The following is a 21,532-nucleotide window of genomic DNA, read 5'->3' as shown; positions in this document are numbered from 1 at the left end:
GGCACAGGGGAGGCCTTCGACAGGCTCAAGCTGAACGGATGGGATAGGAACGGCGGGAGCGAGCCTTCGACAAGCTCAGGCCGAACGGCTGGTTGGATAGATCAGAGCAACCAGGCGCCGCCTCAATCCAGCACCGCCAGTGCACTCGGCACATCCGCTGCCTGCATCGCCAGCTCTTCGAACTCGACGATGTTGTCGATCTCGGTGCCCATGGCGATGTTGGTCACGCGCTCCAGGATCACCTCAATGACCACGGGGGTGCGGTGCTCGGCCATCCAGGCCTCGGCCTGGGCAAGGGCGGGCGCGAACTCCTCGGGGCGGTGCACGCGGATGGCCTTGCATCCCAGGCCTTCGACCACCTTCACATGGTCCACGCCGTAGCCGCGCGCCACCTCGCCCTCGGCCATATTCACGTTGTCGAACGCGAGCTGCACGCAGTAGTCGATGCTGAACGTGCGCTGCGCCTGGCGGATCAGGCCCAGGTAGCTGTTGTTGACCAGCACGTGGAGGTAGGGCAGCTTGAACTGCGCGCCCACGGCCAGCTCTTCGATCATGAACTGGAAGTCGTAGTCCCCCGACAGCGCCACGATCTTGCGCGCCGGGTCGGCCACTCGCACGCCCAGGGCGGCGGGCACCGTCCAGCCCAGCGGGCCGGCCTGGCCGCAGTTGATCCAGTGGCGCGGCTGGTACACGTGCAGAAACTGCGCTCCCGCGATCTGCGACAGGCCGATGGTGGAGACGTAGCACACGTCCTTACCCAGCGCGCGGTTCATGCACTGGTACACGCGCTGCGGCTTCATGGGCACGCTGTCGAAGTGGGTCTTGCGCAGATAGTCCACGCTGTGCTTGCGGCCCTGGCACTCGGCCGCCCAGGTGCTGCGGTCGCGCAACTGGCCCACCGCCTTCCATTCGCGCGCCACCTCCACAAAGAGCTTGAGCGCAGCGCCCGCGTCGGAGACGATGCCGAAGTCGGGCGCAAACACGCGGCCGATCTGCGTGGGTTCTATGTCCACGTGCACGAACTTGCGGCCCTTGGTGTAAACATCGACCGAACCCGTGTGCCGGTTGGCCCAGCGGTTGCCGATGCCCAGCACGAAGTCGCTGGCCAGCAGGGTGGCATTGCCATAGCGCTGGCTGGTCTGCAGGCCACACATGCCGACCATGAGCGGATGGTCGTCGGGGATGCTGCCCCAGCCCATGAGTGTGGGGATCACCGGCACGCCCAGCACCTCGGCAAACTGCACCAGCAGGTCCGACGCATCGGCGTTGATGATGCCGCCGCCCGCCACGATGAGCGGGCGCTCGGCGGCATTCAACATGCTCAATGCCTTCTCGATCTGCGCACGCGTGGCAGCGGGCTTGTAGGGCACCAGGGGTTCGTAGGTGTCGGGGTCAAACTCGATCTCGGCCAGCTGCACGTCGATGGGCAGGTCGATGAGCACGGGCCCGGGCCGGCCCGAGCGCATGAGGTGGAACGCCTGCTGGAAGGCACCCGGCACCTGCGCGGGCTCCAGCACGGTGGTGGCCCACTTGGTCACGCTCTTGGCAATGCTGGCAATGTCCACGGCCTGAAAGTCCTCCTTGTGCAGGCGGGCACGCGGCGCCTGGCCGGTGATGCACAGGATGGGGATGGAGTCCGCACTGGCCGAGTACAGGCCGGTGATCATGTCGGTGCCAGCCGGGCCGCTCGTGCCGATGCACACGCCGATGTTGCCGGCGACGGCGCGCGTGTAGCCCTCGGCCATGTGGCTGGCCCCCTCCACATGGCGCGCCAGGATGTGGCCAATGCCGCCATGCGCCTTGAGCGCCGCATACAGCGGGTTGATGGCCGCGCCGGGCACGCCGAACGCAACGCTCACGCCCTCTTTCTCCATCACCTTCACGGCGGCCTCGATGGCCTTCATTCTTGCCATTGCACATCTCCTTTGGTTTGTGGTCGGTTGAATCGGTTAGATGAAGCAACTCTAGGCAAGCACCCCTTGTGGCGGAAGGTGGCGGCAGACCATAAAATTTATTCCACACAGGAATAAGCCACGGCGCACGCCCGCGCCACCATGCCCAGCACAGGAGACAACCACGATGGACCGGCTCGATGCCATGGAGATGTTTGTGCGCGTGGTGGAGACGGGCAGCTTCACCAAGGTGGCGCAGGAGTTCGCCACCACGCAGCCCACGGTAACCAAGCAGGTGGCAGCGATGGAGGCGCACCTGAAGGTGCGGCTGCTCAACCGCAACACGCGCGGCGTGAGCCTGACCGAGCCCGGCGCGCTGTACTACGAGAAGTGCAAGGCCATCGTGACCGATGTGGCCGAAGCCGAGAGCGTGGTGCGCGTGCGCCAGACGCAGGTGCACGGGCAGCTGCGCGTGGGCAGCTCGGTGGCCTTCGGGCGGCGCGTGGTGGTGCCGCTGGCGCTGGAGTTCATGGCGCAGAACCCGCAGGTGCAGCTGGACCTGAGCTTTGAGGACCGCTACACCGACCTAGTGGCCAATGGCATCGACGTGGCGATCCGCCTGGGCAAGCTGGCCGACTCGGCCCTGGGCGCGCGCACACTGGGCATGAACCCCTGGGTGCTGGTGGCTTCGCCCACCTACCTGCGCCGCCACGGCACGCCGCGCCGGCCGTCGGACCTGAAGGACCACGCCACGCTGATCTACAGCAGCGTGCAGGGCAACGACCTGTGGCGGCTGCGCAATGCGAGCGGCGAGGCGGTGTCGGTGCCCGTCACCGGGCGGCTGCGGTCCAACAACCTCTCCGCGCTGCTGGCGGCGGCGCGAGCGCACATGGGCATCGCGGCGCTGCCGCACTATGTAGCGGTGGATTCGCTGGCGGCCGGGCGCGTGGTGGAGGTCCTCAAGACCTGCCGCCTGCCCGAGCAGGAGATCCATGCGGTGTACCCGTCGCCGCGCCTGGTGCCGCAGAAGGTGCAGGCGTTTGTGGCGTTTCTGCAGGGGCGGTTTGGCAAGGACTGGGTGGCTTCGCTGCCGCGCGAGGGGGCGGCGAGGAAGTGAGGGGGGGCGGGGGGATGACAACGCCTCGCCCTGGCGGGAGACCCCCTCTCCCCAACCCTCTCCCGCGAGGGGAGAGGGAGTGAAGGCCGAGACGCCGCTGGTGGTTGCGAGGTCTTTGGCCGGATGAGCCGCTTCGCTGGAGCCATGCAAGCACTGCGGGAGGCGCGCTCTTCACAACATCCTGGCCGTCCTGGCGCCCGTCTGGCTCCCTCTCCCCTCGCGGGAGAGGGTTGGGGAGAGGGGGAAGGATCAGGCACAGCGCCAGCCACGACCCCTTGCCTTTACCCCCCTGCAGCCCAGACCCAGCCAGCGCCAGCCGCTACAAAATCAGGATCGCCCGGAAGTCGTTGACGTTGGTGTGCGTGGGCCCGGTGATGACCAGGTCGCCCAGCGCATCGAAGTAGCCATAGGCATCGTTGCGGTCCAGGTGGTCTGCGATGGACAGGCCCTGCGCCGCAGCGCGCGCCAGGGTGTCGGGTGCCACGCGGGCACCGGCGTTGTCTTCCACGCCGTCGATGCCGTCGGTGTCCGCCGCCAGCGCCCACACGCCCGCCTGGCCTTGCAGCGCCTGCGCGAGCCCCATGCAGAACTCGCCCGCCCGGCCGCCCCGGCCCTTGGCGGCGCCGGGTGCGCGCGGGCGGATGGTGACGGTGGTCTCGCCGCCCGAGAGGATCACGCAGGGGCGCGCAAACGGCTGGCCATGCCGCGCCACGGCGCGTGCCAGCGCAGCGTGCACCTTGCCCACCTCGCGCGATTCGCCTTCGATCTCGTCGGACAGGATGTACGCAGCCACATCCGCCGCCCGCGCGGCCTCGGCAGCGGCCTGCAGCGACTGCTGGGGCGTGGCCGTCATGTGCACCACATGGTTCGCAAACACCGCGTCGCCGGGCTTGGGGGTTTCCAGCGTGCCTGCTTCCAGTGCAGCGCGCACTGCGGGGGGCACCTCGATGCCATAGCGCGCCAGGATGGCCAGCGCGTCCGCGCAGGTGGTCGCATCGGGCACCGTGGGGCCGCTGGCGATCACCGAGGGGTCGTCGCCCGGCACGTCGCTGATGGTGAGCGTGACCACGCGCGCGGGCGCGCACGCCGCCGCCAGTCGCCCGCCCTTGATGCGCGAGAGGTGCTTGCGCACGCAGTTCATCTCGTCGATGGCGGCGCCGCTCTCCAGCAAGGCCTTGTTGATGCGCTGCTTGTCTTCGAGCGTGAGCCCATCCGCCGGTAGCGTGAGCAGGGCCGAGCCCCCGCCCGAGATCAGGCACAGCACCAGGTCGTTTTCGGTGAGGCCCTCGGTGAGCGCCAGGATGCGCTCTGCGGCCGCCAGCCCCGCCGCATCAGGCACAGGGTGCGCAGCCTCGACCACCTCGATCCGCTGGGGCAGCCCGTCGGGCCGGGGCGGTGTGTGGTGGTAGCGCGTGACGACCAGGCCCGACAGCGGCGCATCGGCCGGCCACAGCGCCTCCACCGCCTGGGCCATGGCGCCACCGGCTTTGCCAGCGCCCAGCACCAGGGTGCGGCCGCCGCTCTCGCGACTGGGGGGGGCGGGCAGAAAAGCAGCGGTGTTGTGCAGCGGTAGCGCGCGGCGCACGGCCACGCGGTAGAGGTATTCGAGGAAATCCCCGCTCTGGCGAACGGGGTCGGGCACGGCGTCGGTGATGTTCATGGGGTTGTCTCCGCGGGCGATTGTGGGGCCATGGCCACCCGCACAGCAGTGCGCCATAGTCAAAACTACTTCAACCCAGGCAGGGGATGGCAACACGCCAGAGCGGTGCGCAGCGCGGGATAACCCCATGTTCTGGCTTTCAACAGTTGTCTACAGTTCTTGTATGCAAGATTGATTGCAGCACCACTCCGTCCTTTTTCTCCGCAAAGGGTTCCCATGCTCCGCTTCCTCAACTCCTTGTTTGGCCGGGTGATCCTGGCCTTGATTGCCGGTGTGGCCATCGGGCTGCTCTGGCCCGACACGGCCGTGCAGCTCAAGCCGCTGGGCGACGGCTTCATCAAGCTCATCAAGATGCTGATCCCGCTCATCGTGTTCTGCGTGGTGGTGCACGGCATTGCAGGCACGGGCGACCTGAAGCGTGTGGGCCGCGTGGGCATCAAGTCGCTGATCTACTTCGAGGTGGTCACCACCATCGCGCTGGTGCTGGGCCTGGCGCTCGCGTTCTGGTTTGAACCCGGTGTGGGCATGAATGTGGACCCGAAGGCGCTCGACCCCAAGGCGATGGGCGCCTATGCAGACAACGCCAGCAAGCTCACGGGTGGCGGCTTCAGCGACTTTTTGCTCAAGCTCATTCCCACCACGGCCGTGAGCGCTTTTGCCAATGGCGACGTGCTGCAGGTGCTGCTGTTCTCCATCGTGTTCGGCTGCGCGCTGGCGCTGATGGGCGATCGCGGCGCGCGGGTCACGGGCCTCATTGAAGACCTGTCGCACGTACTGTTCAAGACCATGGGCCTGATCATCAAGCTGGCGCCGCTGGGCGTGCTGGGTGCGATTGCGTTCACAGTGGGAAAGTACGGCATCGGCTCGCTCAAGCAGCTGGGCATGCTGGTGGTGCTGTTCTATGCGGCCGTGTTCATCTTCGTGGTGGTGGTGCTGGGCCTGATCATGCGGGTCTCGGGCTTCAGCCTGTTCAAGCTGCTGCGCTACCTGCGCGAAGAGCTGGCGGTGGTGTTCGCCACCACGTCGTCGGACAGCGTGCTGCCCCAGATCATGGCCAAGCTCAAGCACATGGGTATCCGTGATTCGACCGTGGGTCTGGTGATCCCCACCGGCTACTCGTTCAACCTGGACGCGTTCTCGATCTACATCACGCTGGCGGCCGTGTTCATCGCCCAGGCCACGAACACGCCCATCACCATGACCGACCTGCTGACCATCCTGGCGATCTCGCTGGTCACGTCCAAGGGCGCGCACGGCGTGCCGGGCTCGGCCATTGTGGTGCTGGCGGCCACGCTGCATGCCATTCCGGCCATCCCCGCCATCGGGCTGGTGCTGGTGCTGTCGGTGGACTGGTTCATGGGCATTGCCCGCGCCCTGGGCAACCTGATTGGCAACTGCGTGGCCACCGTGGCCATTGCCGCGTGGGAGGGCGACATCGACCGCGACCGCGCCCATGCGGTGCTGGACGGGCAGAGCCTGCCCCCCTTGCAGCCCCCGCTGCAACCATCGCCTGCGCAGCCACAACCCGCGCCACAATCGGCCGCATGAGCACCAACCAGACCCAGATCGCCCAGCAGGTGGTGGAATCCATCCTTGCGCAAAAGCTCTCACCCGGCGAGCGCCTGGGCGAGCAGGAACTGGCCGACCTCTTCGGCGTGAGCCGCACCCTGGTGCGCGAGGCGCTGATGCAGCTGCAGGCGCGCGGGTTTGTCGAAGTGCGCCCGCGCCGGGGCTGGTATGTGGTGGAGCCCTCGGTGGACGACGCGCGCGATGCGTTCTCGGCCCGGCGCATCATCGAATCAGGCATCCTGGCCGATGCCGGGCGCCCGCTGCAGGCAGTCATCCCCCGCCTGCGCGCCCACATTGCCGACGAGCAGCGCGCCATCGAAGGTGCCGACGCCGCCACGCGCGCCTTCCTGCTGGCCGACTTTCATGTGTGCCTGGCCGAGGCCATGGGCCACCGCAGCCTGAGCGATATCTTGCGCGACCTCACGGCGCGCACCACGCTGGCGGCATCGCTTTACCAGTCGCGGCACGAGGCCAGCCAGTCGTGCGCGGAGCACGCATCCATCGTCGAGGCCCTGGAAGCGGGCAACGCGGCCCTGGCCCGCGAACGCCTGCTCGCCCACATCGGCCATGTGGAAGCCGCACTCAACCCCGGCCAGCCGCTGGTGCGTGACCGCCTGCGCGAGTCGCTGGCCCCCTTGGCGACGCCACGCGGCATGCCCTGAACCACCCGCAGGCACCGCGTCTGCCCCAGTCTCCTCCCCCTCCACCGCCTTGCGCGCTGGAGGGCGCTGCTGCTGCACCTAGGGTTTACCGGGATAAGCCGTTTCACATATTTTGTATACGATTTTTGTATGGACTGCTGTGCACCGTATTGCACACAGCTCGCCACCCATCCGTCAGGCCCCGTACAAAAGGAATTCCCATGACCCCGCCCGTGCATCCCGTGGACGAACACCTGCCCCTGGGGCGCCTCACGGCGCTGGGCCTGCAGCATGTGCTGGTGATGTATGCCGGTGCGGTGGCCGTGCCGCTCATCGTCGGCCGCGCGCTCAACCTCACGCCCGACCAGGTGGCCAAGCTGATCTCGGCCGACCTGTTCGTTTGCGGCCTGGTCACGCTGATCCAGGCGCTGGGCGCCTCGCAGTGGTTCGGCATCCGGCTGCCGGTGATGATGGGCGTGACCTTTGCCTCGGTGGCACCCATGGTGTCCATGGCGCAGAGCACCGGGGGCACGGCCGGGGCCGGGCTGATTTTTGGCTCGGTGATTGGCGCGGGGGTCATCTCCATCCTCATCGCGCCCCTGGTCAGCCGCATGCTGCGGTTCTTTCCGCCGGTGGTCACCGGCACCATCATTGCGGTCATCGGCATCAGCCTGATGCGCGTGGGCATCAACTGGATTTTTGGCAACCCCGTGGGGCCGACCGCGCCCAATGTGGTGAACCCCGAGCACATCAAGTGGCTCAGCGAGATGCAGTCCGTCGCCGGTGCACCCGGCTCATCGCTGCCGCCCGTGCCCAAGGGCTTTGCGGTGGTGCCCACGGTGCCCAACCCCAAGTACGCCGACCTCACGGGCGTGGGCATCTCGGCCGTGGTGCTGGTGTCCATCCTGCTGATCGCCAAGTTTGCCAAGGGCTTCATCGCCAACATTTCGGTGCTGCTGGGCATCGTCATCGGCGCCGTGATTGCGGTGGCCATGGGCCTGATGTCGTTCGAGAAAGTGGCCAAGGCCCAGTGGTTTGACCTGGTGCTACCGTTCGAGATTGCCGGCCCGGTGTTCGACCCCATCCTGATCCTGACCATGACGCTGGTGATGATCGTGGTGATGATCGAATCCACCGGCATGTTCCTGGCCCTGGGCGAAATGACCGACCGCAAGATCGAGCAGGCCGACCTCACACGCGGCCTGCGCACCGACGGCCTGGGCACGCTGCTGGGCGGCATCTTCAACACCTTTCCGTACACCAGCTTTTCGCAGAACGTCGGGCTGGTCGCCGTCACCGGCGTCAAGAGCCGCTTCGTGTGTGTGGCGGGTGGCGTGATCCTGATCGTGCTCGGTGTGCTGCCCAAGATGGCGGCGCTGGTCGAATCGCTGCCCACCATGGTGCTGGGCGGCGCGGGCCTGGTGATGTTCGGCATGGTGGCCGCCACCGGCATCCGCATCCTGGGCGGGGTGGACTTCAAGCACAACCGCTTCAACGCGATGATCGTGGCCGTGTCCATCGGCGTGGGCATGATCCCGCTGATTGCGCCGAGCTTTCGCCAGTGGATGCCGCATGCGATCCACCCCCTGATCGAATCCGGTATCCTGCTGGCCTCGATCACGGCCGTGGCCCTGAACGTTTTCTTCAATGGCGCCAGCCGCGACACCTCCGCCGCTGTCAACGCCGCACGCCAGGCCGACGCCCACTAGCGTCCCGTCTGCCCGCTGCCGAAGAACCCTGCCCCGCACCCCGGGGCCCTGCCCTCTTGCCGGCCCTGCCGCAAGAGGGTTTTGGCTTCATGCCGCATCCGCATAAACAGGCATGCGCACCCACCCCACCATCGGGTACGCTTGTTTTGCATTCCGCCGAGGACTTCCAGGATTTCCGTATGACCCAGAAACTTTCCGCCGCCGAAGAATCGCTGCGCGACGCTGCGCGCGAATACCACCGCAACCCCGGCCGGGGCAAGATTGCGGTGACCCCCACCAAACCTTTGTCCAACCAGCGCGACCTGTCGCTGGCCTACTCGCCCGGCGTGGCTTACCCCTGCCTGGACATCCAGGCCGATCCGTCCAAGGCATTCGACTACACCTCGCGCGGCAACCTGGTGGGCGTGATCACCAATGGCACGGCCGTGCTGGGCCTGGGCGATATCGGCCCGCTGGCCGGCAAGCCGGTGATGGAAGGCAAGGGCTGCTTGTTCAAAAAGTTCGCGGGCGTCGATGTGTTCGACATCGAACTGGCCGAGCGCGACCCGGACAAGCTCGTGGAGATCATCGCGGCCATGGAGCCCACGCTGGGCGGCATCAACCTCGAAGACATCAAGGCACCCGAGTGTTTCTACATTGAGCGCGAACTCTCCAAGCGCATGAACATCCCGGTGTTCCATGACGACCAGCATGGCACGGCCATCATCAGCAGCGCAGCGCTGCTCAATGGCCTGGAACTCGTGGGCAAGCAGATCGACCAGGTCAAGATTGCGGTGTCGGGCGCAGGGGCTGCGGCCATTGCCTGCCTGAACGTGATGGTGGGCCTGGGCGTGAAGGTGGAGAACATCTTCGTGTGCGACTCCAAGGGCGTGATCTACGAGGGCCGCCCCGGTGGCTACGACGAATCGAAGGCGGCCTACGCGCAAAAGACCGACGCCCGCACGCTGGCCGATGCGGTCAACGGCGCCGACGTGTTCCTGGGCTGCTCGGCCCCCGGCGTGCTCACCGCCGAGATGGTCAAGACCATGGGCCCTAAGCCCATCATCCTGGCGCTGGCCAACCCCGAGCCTGAAATCCGCCCCGAGCTGGCCAAGGCCATTCGCCCCGACTGCATCATCGCCACGGGCCGCTCGGACTACCCCAACCAGGTCAACAACGTCCTGTGCTTTCCATACATCTTCCGGGGCGCGCTGGACTGCGGCGCCACCAAGATCACCGAGGCCATGAAGCTGGCCTGCGTGCGCCAGATCGCCGACCTGGCCAAGGCCGACATCAGCGAGGAAGTGGCCAGCGCTTATGCAGGCAAAGAGCTGACTTTCGGCCCCGACTACCTCATCCCCACGCCGTTCGACTCGCGCCTGATCCTCAAGATCGCGCCCGCCGTGGCCAAGGCTGCAGCCGAATCGGGCGTGGCCACGCGCCCCATCGAAGACATGGAGGCCTACAAGGAAACGCTGTCGCGCTTCGTGTACCAGACCGGCATGCTGATGCGCCCCGTGATCAACGCGGCCAAGGCCCTGCCCGATGCCAAAAAGCGCGTGGCCTATGCCGACGGTGAAGACGAGCGCGCGCTGCGTGCTGCGCAGATGGCGATTGACGACAAGATCGCCACGCCCATCCTTATTGGCCGCCCCGCCGTGATTGCCGCGCGCATCGCCAAGGCGGGCCTGCGCATGCAGCTGGGCAAGGACGTGGAGGTGTGCAACCCCGAGGACGACCCGCGCTTCCGCCAGTACTGGGAGCACTACCACCAGCTCATGAAGCGCAACGGCGCCACGCCCGAAGTGGCCAAAGCCGCCGTGCGCCGCTCCAACACCATCATCGCCTCGCTGATGGTGAAGCTGGGCGACGCCGACGCGATGATCTGCGGCCTGGTGGGCACCTATGAGACGCACCTGGAGCGCATCCACAGCATCATCGGCCGCCAGGAGGGCGCGCGCGACTATGCCGCCCTGAACGCGCTGATGACCAACCGGGGCACGCTGTTCATTGCCGACACCTATGTGAACGAGGACCCTACGGCGCAGCAACTGGCCGACATCGCCTGGATGTCGGTGCAGGAGGTGCAGCGCTTTGGCCTGCCGCCCAAGGTGGCGTTTCTGTCGCACTCCAGCTACGGCTCGTCCAAGCGCGCCTCGGCCCGCAAGATGCGCGAGGCACGCGACCTGTTCGTGGCCGCCCACCCCGAGATCGAGTGCGACGGCGAGCTGCATGGCGACGCCGCGCTGGAGCCCAACATCCGCAACGCCTACATGGCGGACTCCACACTCACCGACTCGGCCAACCTGCTGATCTGCCCGAACCTGGATGCGGCCAACATCCTCTACAACGTGCTCAAGACCACCACCAGCGGTGGTGTGACCGTGGGCCCCATCCTCATGGGCGGCGCCGCCACGGCCTACATCCTGACGCCTGCGGCCACAGTGCGCCGGGTGTTCAACATGACCGCGTTGGCCGTGGCCAGCGCTGCGGCACGCGCGGCCTGATGGCGCTAATGGAGAGCGCTGATCGCGCTACGCCAAAAAGAAAGGCCCCTCGGGGCCTTTCTTTTTTGAGTCAGACGGCTTCAGCGAACAGAGACATCCACGTAGTCCGCCACCGGCGGCAGGTGCTCGGCCAGCCAGTGGGAGTCGAGCTGCAGCGCCTTCTTGATCTCGGCGGGCAAGCTGGCAATGGTTTCGACGGGGGACATGGGCTCTTCCAGCCCGATCTCGGCCAGCAGGGTGGCCACATGCAGGATGCCGCCCAGGCGGCAGAACGGGGTGGCGGCCACGGGGTCTTCGGCTGTCTCCAGCGCGCGGGTGATGGTGTCGGGGAAGCGCCAGCGCCGCGCCAGCTCGGCCGTCACCTGGGCTTCGGTAAAGCCCAGCAGCGTGCGTTCGCGCTCCCAGCGGCCGCCCGCGTGGTGGGGCAGCTGCTCAATGGCCGGGATCTGCTCGGGCGCCTTCTGGGCAATGATCAACTCACCGAGCCGCACCAGAAAGCCCGCGAGCCACGACTCCTGCACGTTGGAACCCAGCGTGCGGGCCAGCCACTGCGAATAGCCCGCAATCGCCATGCTCTCCTTCCAGAACGCATCGGCGTCCACCCCGGGCGCGTCCTTGAACACGCCCGACATGCAAGACGCCAGCGCCAGCGTGCGCACCTGATTGAGCCCCACCATGGTGATGGCATCGTCCAGCGACGCCACCTGGCGGGGCAGGCCAAAACGCGCGCTGTTGGCCAGGCGGATCAGCTTGGCCGTGAGGGCCGGGTCCTTGGAGATCGCCGCCCGCACCTTCTCGAAAGGGATGTCATCGTCCTTCATGGTGGCGATCAGCTCGCGCGCCACGTCGGGGATGGTGGGTAGTTGCACGTTCTCGAAAAAAGCCTGGATGTCTGCCATGAGAAACCCTCCCAAGTGTTGGTGTGGATATGGAGATCGGGAACCACAAAGTGGATGCAGGGCTTTTGTTGTACCACCGGCGGGCGGGCACGGCCTGCGCGTTTGCCCCAATGTGCGCCCCGGCACCGATTTAGCGGACCCCATGGGCGCAAAGCTTGTTGCCCCCGGCCTCGGACCGCCAAAACCCCTTTGCACCATTTCGGGAAAGCCTGTAGAACCGCGTGCACCAAACTGGCGAACAATAGCCCGCACCCCCTCCCCGCCCCGGTGAAACCAGGCATCGTTTTTGCTGACTGGCCCACCATGGCACGGTGGCGAGCCCTGGGGCCGCCCCAGTGCCCCGTTGTGCTACCGCCTTCTCCCGCCGTCTTTTGACAGGAACCTCTTCATGATGAACAAACGCACCCTCCTGCAAGCCGCCCTCCTGCTCGCCACCGCCAGCACCTTCAGCACGGCCCAGGCCCAGGCCACCACGCCCATCAAGTTCCAGCTCGACTGGCGCTTCGAGGGCCCTGCCGCCCTGTTCCTGCAGCCTGTGGCCAAGGGCTACTTCAAGGCGGCGGGCCTGGATGTGGCGGTGGATGCAGGCAACGGTTCGGGCGGTGCGGTGCAGCGCGTAGCCTCGGGCACCTACGACATGGGTTTTGCCGACCTGGCCGCCGTGATGGAGTTCCACGCCAACAACCCCGACGCGCAGAACAAGCCCGTGGCGGTGATGATGGTCTACAACAACACGCCCGCCTCGGTCATGGCGCTCAAGAAGAGCGGCATCACCAAGCCCGCCGACCTAGCAGGCAAGAAGCTGGGCGCCCCCGTGTTCGACGCAGGCCGCCGCGCGTTCCCCATCTTCCAGAAGGCCAACGGTATTGGCGCCGTGACCTGGACCGCCATGGACCCCCCATTGCGCGAAACCATGCTGGTGCGCGGTGATGTGGACGCCATCACCGGCTTCACCTTCACGAGCCTGCTGAACCTGGAAGCGCGCGGTGCCAAGGCCGCCGACGTGGTGGTGCTGCCCTACGCCGACTTTGGCGTGAAGCTGTACGGCAACGTGATCATCGCCAGCCCCAAGCTCATCAAGGAGAACCCGGCCGCCATCAAGGCCTTCCTGTCGGCCTTTGCCAAGGGCGCCAAGGAAGTGATCGCCAACCCCGCCGCCGCCATCGAGCATGTGAAAGCGCGCGACGGCATCGTGAACGTGCCGCTCGAAACCCGCCGCCTGCAGCTGGCCATCGACACCGTGATCAACAGCCCCGATGCGCGCGCCGAAGGCTTCGGCAAGGCCGTACCCGGCCGCCTGTCGCTGATGGCATCGCAGGTGTCCGACGCGTTCAACACCAAGACCCGCGTGAACGCCGACGACGTGTGGAACCCCAGCTTCCTGCCCAGCACGGCCGAGCTGAACATCCTGCCGAAAAAATGAAGCACCCCCCTGAGTCGCTTCGCGCCTTCCCCCTCTCTCAACTCGCTGCGCGAGTCGGGAGGGGGACGCCCCCCGTGCGGCGGGGCGGCCCTTGCACGGGGGCGCTGGCTTAGGCCGCGCCAGTTGCGTGCGGTGTTGGGTGGCGCGCAGCGCTGTGGATAACTCAAATGCACGGGCCGCACTGCGGCCCTATGCGTAAACTCTCTTAACGGACCCCTGATGCAGGCTGCTGATTCCTATTTTGTGGACTTCCGTGACGTCTGGCTCGCCTACAACGACGAGCTGCGTGCGAAGAACCAGTTTGCGGTGGAGGCCATCGACCTGCAGGTGCGGCGCGGCGAGTTCATCGCCATCGTTGGCCCTTCGGGCTGCGGCAAGTCCACCTTCATGAAGCTGGCCACGGGACTGAAGATGCCCTCCATGGGCAAGATCCTCATCGACGGCCAGCCGGTGACGGGGCCGCTCAAGGTCTCGGGCATGGCCTTCCAGGCGCCCTCGCTGCTGCCCTGGCGCACCACGGTGGACAACGTGCTGCTGCCGCTCGAAATCGTCGAGCCCTACCGCAGCAACTTCAAGCAAAAGCGCAAGGAATACGAAGAGCGCGCACGCAGGCTGCTGCAAAAAGTGGGGCTGGCGGGCTACGAAGACAAGTTCCCCTGGCAGCTGTCGGGCGGCATGCAGCAGCGTGCCAGCATCTGCCGCGCGCTGATCCACGAACCCAAGATGCTGCTGCTGGACGAGCCCTTCGGCGCGCTCGACGCCTTCACGCGCGAGGAGCTGTGGTGCATCCTGCGCGACCTGTGGACCGAGCAGCAGTTCAACGTGATCCTGGTCACCCACGACCTGCGCGAGTCGGTCTTCCTGGCCGACACGGTGTATGTGATGAGCAAGAGCCCCGGCCGGTTTGTGGTGAAGAAGGAGATCGAGCTGCCCCGCCCGCGCGACCTGGAGATCACCTACACCAAGGAGTTCACCGACATCGTGCACGAGCTGCGCGGCCACATCGGAGCCCTGCGCAAATCCGGCGCGCCCATCCAGCAATAAGAACAAGGCCCGTCATCACCATGCACAAGAAAACCGTGGAGCGCTGGTCCCCCTGGATCCTGCTCGTCGCCATCATCCTGCTGTGGCAAATCGTCTGCTCGGCCTTCAGCGTCCCTGAATACCTGTTCCCCAGCCCCTGGGTCATTGCCACGCAACTGGTCGAGTTCAGCGGCGTGATTGCCGCCCACGCCTGGCGCACTTACTGGGTCACCATGGCGGGCTTTGGCATTGCCATCGTGGTGGGGGTGCTGCTGGGCTTCGTCATCGGCAGCTCGCGCCTGGCCTACGCCGCCGTGTACCCGCTGATGACCGCCTTCAACGCCCTGCCCAAGGCCGCCTTTGTTCCCATCCTCGTGGTGTGGTTCGGCATCGGCGTGGGCCCGGCCATCCTCACGGCCTTCCTCATCAGCTTCTTCCCCATCATGGTCAACATCGCCACCGGCCTGGCCACGCTGGAACCCGAGCTGGAAGACGTGCTGCGTGTGCTGGGCGCCAAGCGCTGGGACGTGCTCACCAAGGTGGGCCTGCCCCGCTCCATGCCGTACTTCTACGGCTCGCTCAAGGTCGCCATCACGCTGGCCTTTGTCGGCACCACGGTGTCGGAAATGACCGCCGCCAACGAAGGCATCGGCTACCTGCTGATCAGCGCAGGCTCGTCCATGCAGATGGGCCTGGCGTTTGCGGGCCTGATGGTCGTGGGCGCCATGGCCATGGTGATGTATGAGCTGTTCAGCTGGATTGAAAAGCGCACCACTGGCTGGGCGCACCGGGGTTCGCAAGGTGAATGAAGCGACGGCATTGAGCGATGCCCAGGCGGCCACGCTGCTGCGCCGCGCCAACGCCGTGGCCCAGCGCGCCATGGACATGGGCCGCCACCCCTTCGGCGCGCTGCTGGTGGCGCCCGATGGCGAAACCGTGCTGGCCGAGCAGGGCAACATCGACACCGTGAACCATGCCGAGAGCACGCTTGCGCGCACGGCAGCGGCCAATTACCCGGGCGCCTACCTGGCGCAGTGCACGCTGGTCACCACCTTCGAGCCCTGCGCCATGTGCGCAGGCACCATCTACTGGGCAGGCATCGGCCGCGTGTTGTATGGCGCCGAGGAAGCCGCCCTGCTCGCCCTGACGGGCGACCACCCCGACAACCCCACGCTGGCCCTGCCCTGCCGCACGGTGTTTGCGAGCGGCCAGCGCCCCACCGAAGTGATGGGCCCCGTGCCTGCGCTGCAGGACGAGATCACCGCCCTGCACCGCGATTTCTGGCAATAAACGGCCCCACCGCCCGCCCACAAAGCGCACGTTGCTCTCTTTTTTGGAGCAATCACCCCCACAACACCGGCCGCAGGCACCCTGCCGCTATACTGCCCGCCCCGTTTGGACGACAGCAGGATCACCCGGCATGCGCTTGACCATTCTTTTGCGACTTCTGGCCCTCGGGGCTGCAGCAGGTTTGGCCGCATGTGGCGGCACGGCCCCGACCCAGGCGGGCGCGGGCAGCGAAGCCGCGCCCCTCGCCACGCCCTCCACGCCCGCAACGACCCCCATCCGCATCGGCATCGCCCTGGGCGGCGGCGCGGCCAAGGGCTTTGCGCACATCGGCGTGATCAAGATGCTGGAAGCCAATGGCTTTGCGCCTGCGGTGGTGTCGGGCACCAGCGCGGGCAGCGTGGTGGGTGCGCTGTACGCCAGCGGCATGAACGCCTTTGAGATGCAGGAAAAAGCCGTGGCGCTGGACGAAGCCAAGATCCGCGACCTGCAGCTTTCGTCTGGCGGCCTGGTGCTGGGGCAGAAGCTGGAAGACTATGTGAACGAGCAGGTGCGCCGCAAGCCGCTGGAGCAGATGGCCAAGCCCTTTGCCGTCGTCGCCACGCGGCTGGAAGACGGCGAGCGCACGGTGTTTGCACGCGGCAACACCGGCCAGGCCGTGCGCGCATCGAGCAGCGTGCCGGGTGTGTTCCAGCCCGTCACCATCGGCAAGTACCACTTTGTGGATGGCGGCATCGTGAGCCCCGTGCCGGTGGATGCCGCGCGCCAGCTGGGCGCGGACATCGTGATCGCGGTGGACATCTCCAACAAGGCCCGGGGCCAGACGCCCGGCAACATGCTGGGCGCGCTGAACCAGTCGATTGCCATCATGGGCCAGAAGCTGGGCCAGGCCGAGCTGGCGCGGGCCGACGTGATCGTCCGCCCCCAGGTGCTGGACATCGGCGCAGCCGACTTCAGCCAGCGCGCCAATGCCATCGTGGAAGGCGAGAAGGCCGCCCTGGCCGTGATGCCGCAGATCCGCGAGCGTGTGGCCCAGCTGCAGGCCGAGCGCGCACGGGCTGCGCAACTGGCGCAGGAGAAGGTGCGGGAAGCGGAGTACAAGGACTGCATGGACAAGCGCAGCCGCTTGCAGCGGCTGGCGGGCATGGCAGGGATGGGCGAGGCATGCGCGGCGTCAGCGGCCGCCAAGTAGGAGCGATTCGGCAGCGCAAAGCAGGCTGGAGAGGCTGGAAAGGCTAGAAAGGCGGGCCAGAAGTCCAAGATTGGCACGCCAGCACCGATGCCCGATAGACGTCTTGGATCATCGAGTGAATCCGCCAGGGTTTGCGGCCGTTATCCGGCCTTCTCTCGCTCCGCATTGGCAATCAGTCCGCGCAGGAACGCCATGATGAGGCTCCCCGAGGGATCGGGACACGTGCTCATCCGCTGCAACGCCAGGCCATGCGACAGGGCCATGAAGGCAGCGGCCAGCTCGGCAGGCTCGGCAGGAGGAATCCTTCCGAGCTTGTGGAACAGCTGGCCAATCACCTGGCCCAGGTCGCTGCGGTGCCGATCCCATACCTTCTGGTACTCGGCGGCGAACGTCTGACTGCGGTTGGCGTGCAATTGCAGTTCAATGGAAAGCATGCACCAATCCGCGTCGTGATTGAGCGTGGAAGCCCAGGCATCCAGCTCGGCAAATATCTGCTCGGAATCGTCTCCGTCACCTGACATGACCCGGGACAGGTGCGTTGCCTCCGCCGTCATGTGGCGCCGCAGCAGCTCCAGCAGCACGTCTTCCTTGCTCGCAAAGTTGGAATAGAACGCGCCCTGGGAGTAGCCCGCCTTGTTCGCAATGTCTCGGATGGACGCGCCCCCATACCCGTTCGCAACAAACAACTGCTGCGCAGTGTCGATCAGGCGTTCGCGTGTTTGCGCCTGGCTTTCCTCTCGGCTCAAGCGCTTTCTTGCTGTCGTGGGGCTCATGCCCAAAGATATCACATGAACTTTCGAGATGGACCTTGGGCCCGTGCTGCAGCAGCCAGGCTGGGCCAGATTTCAAATATCACTTGATATTTAGTTTGCACACCGATAAACTGAAAGATCATTTGATTTTTGAAGTTCAATCGACATGAAACAATCCACGGGCTTGCGGGCCGCTTTTGTCACCGGCGCTACCGGCCTCCTCGGAAACAACCTTGTGCGCGAACTGGTCGAGCGCGGCTTCCGCGTCAAGGCACTCGTCCGCTCCAAGGCCAAGGGCCAGCAGCAGTTTGCAGGGGTGGAAGGGGTCGAACTGGTGTTGGGCGACATGGCGGACGTGCCCGCCTTCTCCCGGGCGCTCCAGGGCTGCGACGTGGTGTTCCACACCGCCGCGTTCTTTCGGGACAACTTCAAGGGTGGCAGCCACTGGGCAGAACTCAAGCGCATCAATGTGGACGGCACGAAAGACCTCATCGAGCAGGCCTATCACGCGGGCATCCGGCGCTTCATCCAGACCTCGTCCATTGCAGTGCTCAATGGCGAGCCCGGCTTGCCCATGGACGAGACCTGCCTGCGCGACCTGGCGGATGCCGAGGACGACTACTACCGCAGCAAGATACTGGCCGACCAGGCCGTGTCGGCCTTTTTGGCGGCGCACCCGAACATGCATGCCAGCTTCGTCTTGCCCGGATGGATGTGGGGACCGGCGGATATCGGCCCCACCTCCTCCGGGCAGTTTGTCAACGACGTGGTGCTGGGAAAACTGCCGGGGCTGGTGCCCGGCAGCTTTTCCGTTGTGGATGCCCGCGACGTAGCGAATGCGCAGATTGCGGCTGCAGAACAGGGGCTGCGGGGCGAACGCTATCTGGCAGCCGGGCGCCACATGACGATGCAGGAACTGGTGCCTTTGGTAGGAAAGATCGCGGGCATCAAGACGCCGACACGCCACCTGCCCTTTCCGCTCCTGTATCTCCTGGCGAGCGTCCAGGAGCTTTACGCACGCATCACCGGCAAGCCCATCCTGCTCAGCCTGGCTACGGTGCGGCTGATGCGCAAGGAGGCGGGACGCAGCCATTTCAATCATGCCAAGAGCGAGCAACAGCTTCAGCTGAAGTTTCGCCCGGTTGAGCAAACCGTGGCCGACACGCTGGCCTGGTACCGCGGCCATGGCTGGCTGCCCAGCATGCCGAACCGATAGCGCCCGGCGCACGGCTGTGTCGCCCTGGTACAGAGCGCGAGCAGCCAACCCCCAACGCGTGCAACGCACCTTCGGCAGCCGTTCATCGGCCTTGTGCCACGTGTCCCGTGCCTTGCCACGCTCCCACCGCATTACCACCCTGAAGGAGAGACCGTGACGAACAGACTGGCTTGGAAACTATGGACGACCTTCGGCGCTGCCTTGCTGGCAGCCGTCGCACCACAAGAGTCCGCCGCGCAGGGAATTCCTGCAGCCCGGGCGGCGAACAGCATGGCCGAATTCTGCGCAAAGGGGCAGGCCGAGTACCCGGGCGGCATCGCCCGCCTGCACCCCTCGTTCAAATTCAACATCTGCTGGTGGCTGGAGGATGCCGGGATCGAAGCGCGGACCTTTGACGAGGTCATTGGAGCGTTGCCAGAACACGCGGGGCCCTCGCAGCCGGTCTGGCAGGCAACGTTCAGCAAGCCCGCGCAGATGTACGCGGAAAGGGCACGCACTGCCGCCGAGCAAGGCGACAACCTGGCGGCATCGGCCGCCTACAAAAAAGCGGCTTTCTACTGGCGGATGAACCGGATTCCCAAGCGACTCCCGGCTGCGGACCTGCAAGCGACCGAACAGGCCTATGCAGCCCTGGGCAAACCGCTGCAGCGGATTGCCTTCAAGGCCGGCGGCAAAGAGTTCATTGGCTACTTCCGGGCCCCCTCCACACGGCCCAGCGGCGATGCCAAGCTGCCGACCTTGGTGATCCTTGGCGGCCTGGACAACCTGAAGACGGAGATGATCCGGCACAGCGACTACTTCGCAAGCCGGGGGTTCGCAACCATCGTTGTGGAGAACCCGGACACCGGGGAGAACCAGCTGGCGTTCCACCCCGACGCCCATGTGATGTTCGACGCGATTGCCGACTACATCCAGCAACGCAGTGATCTGGATGCCAGCCGGGTGGCGGTGTATGGCTGGAGCATGGGCGGCTATCTGGCAACGCTTGGCGGGCTGAAGAACGACCTCTACAAAGCGGTTGTCAACATCGGCGGCCCCAGCGACTCCAGCTTTGGAAGCGCGCATTGCATGGTGGCTCCGGCATGGATCGTCGCGCCGTACACCATGTTTGCGAACATGGATCCACGGACCACGCCCCGGCAGACGATGTGCAACTACTACGAAACCTTCCAGCTCTCCCGCCAGTTGAAGACACCGACGAAGGGACAGTTGCAAAAACCCATTCTGATGGTGAACGGGATCCACGAAGACCTGGTGTCCAGGGAGGAGCCTACTTCTCTGGCCGCGCTCGGTTTCAACGTGACCCAGCTGGTCTATGGGGACGATGGACACACAGCGGAGCTGCACATGCGGGAGCACTTTGATTTCACGGCGAACTGGCTGGTGCAGCGCCTCAGGGTGGCGAATTGATCTGACTAGGCGCGACGGGGGGCCTTCGGTACGGCGCCTTGCGCCGACGCTTGGGGTACAGTCGGCCGTCCCTCGGGACTGCTGCCGCCACCTCTGCCCCCTTCGCCCATGTCGTCACCTTTTTCCGCCGTCAAACCCAGCGCCAAGCTCTCCGACCAGGTGGCGAGCGCGCTGGAGGCCGAGATCCGCGCGGGCCGCATCCAGGCTGCGCAAAAGCTGCCTACCGAGGCCGTGCTGGCGCAGCAGTTCCAGGTGAGCCGCACGGTGGTGCGCGAGGCCATCTCGCGCCTCAAGTCGTTGGGGCTGGTGGACTCGCGGCAGGGCAGCGGCGTGTATGTGCTTAGCCCCGGCATCGAGCCCTTGCAGTTTGATGTACCCCTCGCCGCATCGCGCGAGGCTGTGATGCAGATCGTGGAGGTGCGCCGTGCGCTGGAGGCCGAGGTGGCCGAGTTGGCAGCCCTGCGGCGCACCGATGAAGACATGGCCGCCATCCGCGCCGCCATGCAGCACATTGCCGACGCCGTGCGCGCAGGCCGCGACGGGGTGGAGGAAGACGTGCTGTTCCACCGCGCCATTGCGCAGGCAGCGGGCAACCCGTTCATGATCAGCACGCTGGACTACCTCGCCCAGTTCCTGAAAGGCGCGACCCGCGTGACCCGCGCCAACGAAGCGCGGCGCGCGGACTTTGCCGACGCCGTGACCCACGAACACACGCAGATCGTGCACGCCATCGAGGCGGGCGACCCGGTGGCTGCACGCGCCGCCGCCGCGCAGCACATGAAAAACGCGCTGGCCCGCATCGAGCAGGCCGACCTCACCTTCTGGGCGCAAGACGGCGCTCGGCTGGCCCAGCCGCTGGTGGCGGCATCCGCACCGCTGGTGTTCTGAGATGCATCGCTGAGATGCCTGTGCGACTGGCTTGAACGCGTCGCGCTGGTGGCGCAGCACGCATCCGCGTGGGCTTGTGGCGGGGTGACGGCTGGATTAGCCCCCGCCACATTGTTGATATGCCACATATTTGATAGCAACTTAGGCATATTGCCAAGGCAATCGCATCTAAACCCCTCCTCAAATCAGAGCGAAACTGTGGCGTTCGATCACCCGATCCACGTCCCATGACCCTGCTGCAGCACCTGCAACTCATCCCCGACCCACGCCTTGCGCGCACGCGCCGCCATGAACTCCAATCCATCCTCGCCGTGGCACTGTGCGCCACCATCGCAGGCGCAGACAACTGGGTGGAAGTGGCCGAGTTC

At 66.0% G+C, this 21,532-nt stretch carries 17 protein-coding genes; 13 read left to right on the top strand and 4 right to left on the bottom strand.

What is annotated here, in order from left to right; translation table 11 throughout:
* Window positions 1-122 precede the first annotated feature (122 nt).
* Window positions 123-1,913, bottom strand: a complete 1,791-nt coding sequence (gene gcl, locus A1D30_RS19970) for a glyoxylate carboligase (protein WP_063462479.1) — start codon at window positions 1,911-1,913, stop codon at window positions 123-125.
* 166 nt (window positions 1,914-2,079) lie between these two features.
* Between gcl and A1D30_RS19965 the strand changes: the two genes are divergently transcribed.
* Window positions 2,080-3,009 (top strand): LysR family transcriptional regulator, encoded by a 930-nt coding sequence (locus A1D30_RS19965; RefSeq protein ID WP_063462478.1) that lies wholly within the window; start codon window positions 2,080-2,082, stop codon window positions 3,007-3,009.
* A gap of 319 nt (window positions 3,010-3,328) precedes the next feature.
* Here A1D30_RS19965 and A1D30_RS19960 read toward each other — a convergent pair whose 3' ends face one another.
* On the bottom strand, window positions 3,329-4,669 hold the full coding sequence (locus A1D30_RS19960) for a glycerate kinase (RefSeq protein ID WP_063462477.1): 1,341 nt from the start codon (window positions 4,667-4,669) through the stop codon (window positions 3,329-3,331).
* A gap of 216 nt (window positions 4,670-4,885) precedes the next feature.
* On the opposite strand from A1D30_RS19960, the gene A1D30_RS19955 reads away from it, so the two are divergent.
* From A1D30_RS19955 to A1D30_RS19940, 4 genes are all read left to right on the top strand, one after another.
* On the top strand, window positions 4,886-6,217 hold the full coding sequence (locus tag A1D30_RS19955; protein ID WP_063462476.1) for a C4-dicarboxylate transporter DctA: 1,332 nt from the start codon (window positions 4,886-4,888) through the stop codon (window positions 6,215-6,217).
* Window positions 6,214-6,900, top strand: coding sequence for a GntR family transcriptional regulator (locus A1D30_RS19950; RefSeq protein ID WP_063462475.1), 687 nt, complete (start codon window positions 6,214-6,216; stop codon window positions 6,898-6,900). Before A1D30_RS19955 ends, A1D30_RS19950 begins: the two co-directional genes overlap by 4 nt.
* 200 nt (window positions 6,901-7,100) lie before the next feature.
* On the top strand, window positions 7,101-8,588 hold the full coding sequence (locus A1D30_RS19945) for a nucleobase:cation symporter-2 family protein (protein WP_063462474.1): 1,488 nt from the start codon (window positions 7,101-7,103) through the stop codon (window positions 8,586-8,588).
* 179 nt (window positions 8,589-8,767) lie between these two features.
* A complete protein-coding gene (locus tag A1D30_RS19940; RefSeq protein ID WP_063462473.1) occupies window positions 8,768-11,074 on the top strand; it encodes an NADP-dependent malic enzyme in 2,307 nt (768 codons plus the stop codon).
* Window positions 11,075-11,154: 80 nt separating this feature from the next.
* Here the strand turns inward: A1D30_RS19940 and A1D30_RS19935 are convergent, their stop codons facing one another.
* On the bottom strand, window positions 11,155-11,973 hold the full coding sequence (locus tag A1D30_RS19935) for an HDOD domain-containing protein (RefSeq protein WP_063462472.1): 819 nt from the start codon (window positions 11,971-11,973) through the stop codon (window positions 11,155-11,157).
* A gap of 391 nt (window positions 11,974-12,364) precedes the next feature.
* Here A1D30_RS19935 and A1D30_RS19930 point away from each other — a divergent pair, with 391 nt between their 5' ends.
* From A1D30_RS19930 to A1D30_RS19910, 5 genes are all read left to right on the top strand, one after another.
* On the top strand, window positions 12,365-13,396 hold the full coding sequence (locus A1D30_RS19930) for an ABC transporter substrate-binding protein (RefSeq protein ID WP_063462546.1): 1,032 nt from the start codon (window positions 12,365-12,367) through the stop codon (window positions 13,394-13,396).
* 219 nt (window positions 13,397-13,615) lie between these two features.
* The gene (locus A1D30_RS19925; RefSeq protein ID WP_063462471.1) at window positions 13,616-14,440 is read left to right on the top strand and encodes an ABC transporter ATP-binding protein; all 825 of its coding nucleotides are present in this window, start codon (window positions 13,616-13,618) and stop codon (window positions 14,438-14,440) included.
* Window positions 14,441-14,460: 20 nt separating this feature from the next.
* Window positions 14,461-15,228, top strand: a complete 768-nt coding sequence (locus A1D30_RS19920; RefSeq protein ID WP_063462470.1) for an ABC transporter permease — start codon at window positions 14,461-14,463, stop codon at window positions 15,226-15,228.
* Window positions 15,221-15,709: a nucleoside deaminase gene (locus tag A1D30_RS19915; protein ID WP_277922024.1), complete on the top strand. Its 489-nt coding sequence runs from the start codon at window positions 15,221-15,223 to the stop codon at window positions 15,707-15,709. The genes A1D30_RS19920 and A1D30_RS19915 overlap by 8 nt, the downstream gene beginning before the upstream one ends.
* Before the next feature lie 130 nt (window positions 15,710-15,839).
* Window positions 15,840-16,898: a patatin-like phospholipase family protein gene (locus A1D30_RS19910; RefSeq protein ID WP_063462468.1), complete on the top strand. Its 1,059-nt coding sequence runs from the start codon at window positions 15,840-15,842 to the stop codon at window positions 16,896-16,898.
* Between the two features lie 140 nt (window positions 16,899-17,038).
* On the opposite strand, the gene A1D30_RS19905 is transcribed toward A1D30_RS19910, so the two are convergent.
* Window positions 17,039-17,671, bottom strand: coding sequence for a TetR/AcrR family transcriptional regulator (locus A1D30_RS19905; RefSeq protein WP_063462467.1), 633 nt, complete (start codon window positions 17,669-17,671; stop codon window positions 17,039-17,041).
* A 145-nt stretch (window positions 17,672-17,816) separates the two neighbouring features.
* Between A1D30_RS19905 and A1D30_RS19900 the strand changes: the two genes are divergently transcribed.
* The 3 genes from A1D30_RS19900 to A1D30_RS19890 all read left to right on the top strand — a co-directional run bounded on the left by A1D30_RS19900 (window position 17,817) and on the right by A1D30_RS19890 (window position 21,164).
* Window positions 17,817-18,866, top strand: a complete 1,050-nt coding sequence (locus tag A1D30_RS19900; RefSeq protein ID WP_063462466.1) for an SDR family oxidoreductase — start codon at window positions 17,817-17,819, stop codon at window positions 18,864-18,866.
* Window positions 18,867-19,019: 153 nt separating this feature from the next.
* Window positions 19,020-20,276, top strand: coding sequence for an alpha/beta hydrolase (locus A1D30_RS19895; protein ID WP_063462465.1), 1,257 nt, complete (start codon window positions 19,020-19,022; stop codon window positions 20,274-20,276).
* 108 nt (window positions 20,277-20,384) lie between these two features.
* Window positions 20,385-21,164, top strand: a complete 780-nt coding sequence (locus A1D30_RS19890; RefSeq protein WP_063462464.1) for a FadR/GntR family transcriptional regulator — start codon at window positions 20,385-20,387, stop codon at window positions 21,162-21,164.
* Window positions 21,165-21,532: the final 368 nt, after the last annotated feature.

Origin of the sequence: Acidovorax sp. GW101-3H11 (genome assembly GCF_001633105.1) — a bacterium.
Taxonomy (GTDB): Bacteria; Pseudomonadota; Gammaproteobacteria; order Burkholderiales; family Burkholderiaceae_C; genus Acidovorax.
The sequence above is the reverse complement of the archived record's forward strand: the minus strand, read 5'-3'. Positions and strand labels throughout refer to the sequence as shown.

Excerpts from the sequence above, each read along its gene's own strand:
- A1D30_RS19925 (WP_063462471.1), top strand. The coding sequence starts at position 13,616 with ATGCAGGCTGCTGATTCCTATTTTGTGGACTTCCGTGACGTCTGGCTC.
- A1D30_RS19950 (WP_063462475.1), top strand. The coding sequence starts at position 6,214 with ATGAGCACCAACCAGACCCAGATCGCCCAGCAGGTGGTGGAATCCATC.
- A1D30_RS19910 (WP_063462468.1), top strand. The coding sequence starts at position 15,840 with ATGCGCTTGACCATTCTTTTGCGACTTCTGGCCCTCGGGGCTGCAGCA.
- A1D30_RS19890 (WP_063462464.1), top strand. The coding sequence starts at position 20,385 with ATGTCGTCACCTTTTTCCGCCGTCAAACCCAGCGCCAAGCTCTCCGAC.
- gcl (WP_063462479.1), bottom strand. The coding sequence starts at position 1,913 with ATGGCAAGAATGAAGGCCATCGAGGCCGCCGTGAAGGTGATGGAGAAA.
- A1D30_RS19935 (WP_063462472.1), bottom strand. The coding sequence starts at position 11,973 with ATGGCAGACATCCAGGCTTTTTTCGAGAACGTGCAACTACCCACCATC.
- A1D30_RS19940 (WP_063462473.1), top strand. The coding sequence starts at position 8,768 with ATGACCCAGAAACTTTCCGCCGCCGAAGAATCGCTGCGCGACGCTGCG.
- A1D30_RS19955 (WP_063462476.1), top strand. The coding sequence starts at position 4,886 with ATGCTCCGCTTCCTCAACTCCTTGTTTGGCCGGGTGATCCTGGCCTTG.
- A1D30_RS19960 (WP_063462477.1), bottom strand. The coding sequence starts at position 4,669 with ATGAACATCACCGACGCCGTGCCCGACCCCGTTCGCCAGAGCGGGGAT.
- A1D30_RS19965 (WP_063462478.1), top strand. The coding sequence starts at position 2,080 with ATGGACCGGCTCGATGCCATGGAGATGTTTGTGCGCGTGGTGGAGACG.
- A1D30_RS19905 (WP_063462467.1), bottom strand. The coding sequence starts at position 17,671 with ATGAGCCCCACGACAGCAAGAAAGCGCTTGAGCCGAGAGGAAAGCCAG.
- A1D30_RS19900 (WP_063462466.1), top strand. The coding sequence starts at position 17,817 with ATGAAACAATCCACGGGCTTGCGGGCCGCTTTTGTCACCGGCGCTACC.
- A1D30_RS19945 (WP_063462474.1), top strand. The coding sequence starts at position 7,101 with ATGACCCCGCCCGTGCATCCCGTGGACGAACACCTGCCCCTGGGGCGC.
- A1D30_RS19930 (WP_063462546.1), top strand. The coding sequence starts at position 12,365 with ATGAACAAACGCACCCTCCTGCAAGCCGCCCTCCTGCTCGCCACCGCC.
- A1D30_RS19920 (WP_063462470.1), top strand. The coding sequence starts at position 14,461 with ATGCACAAGAAAACCGTGGAGCGCTGGTCCCCCTGGATCCTGCTCGTC.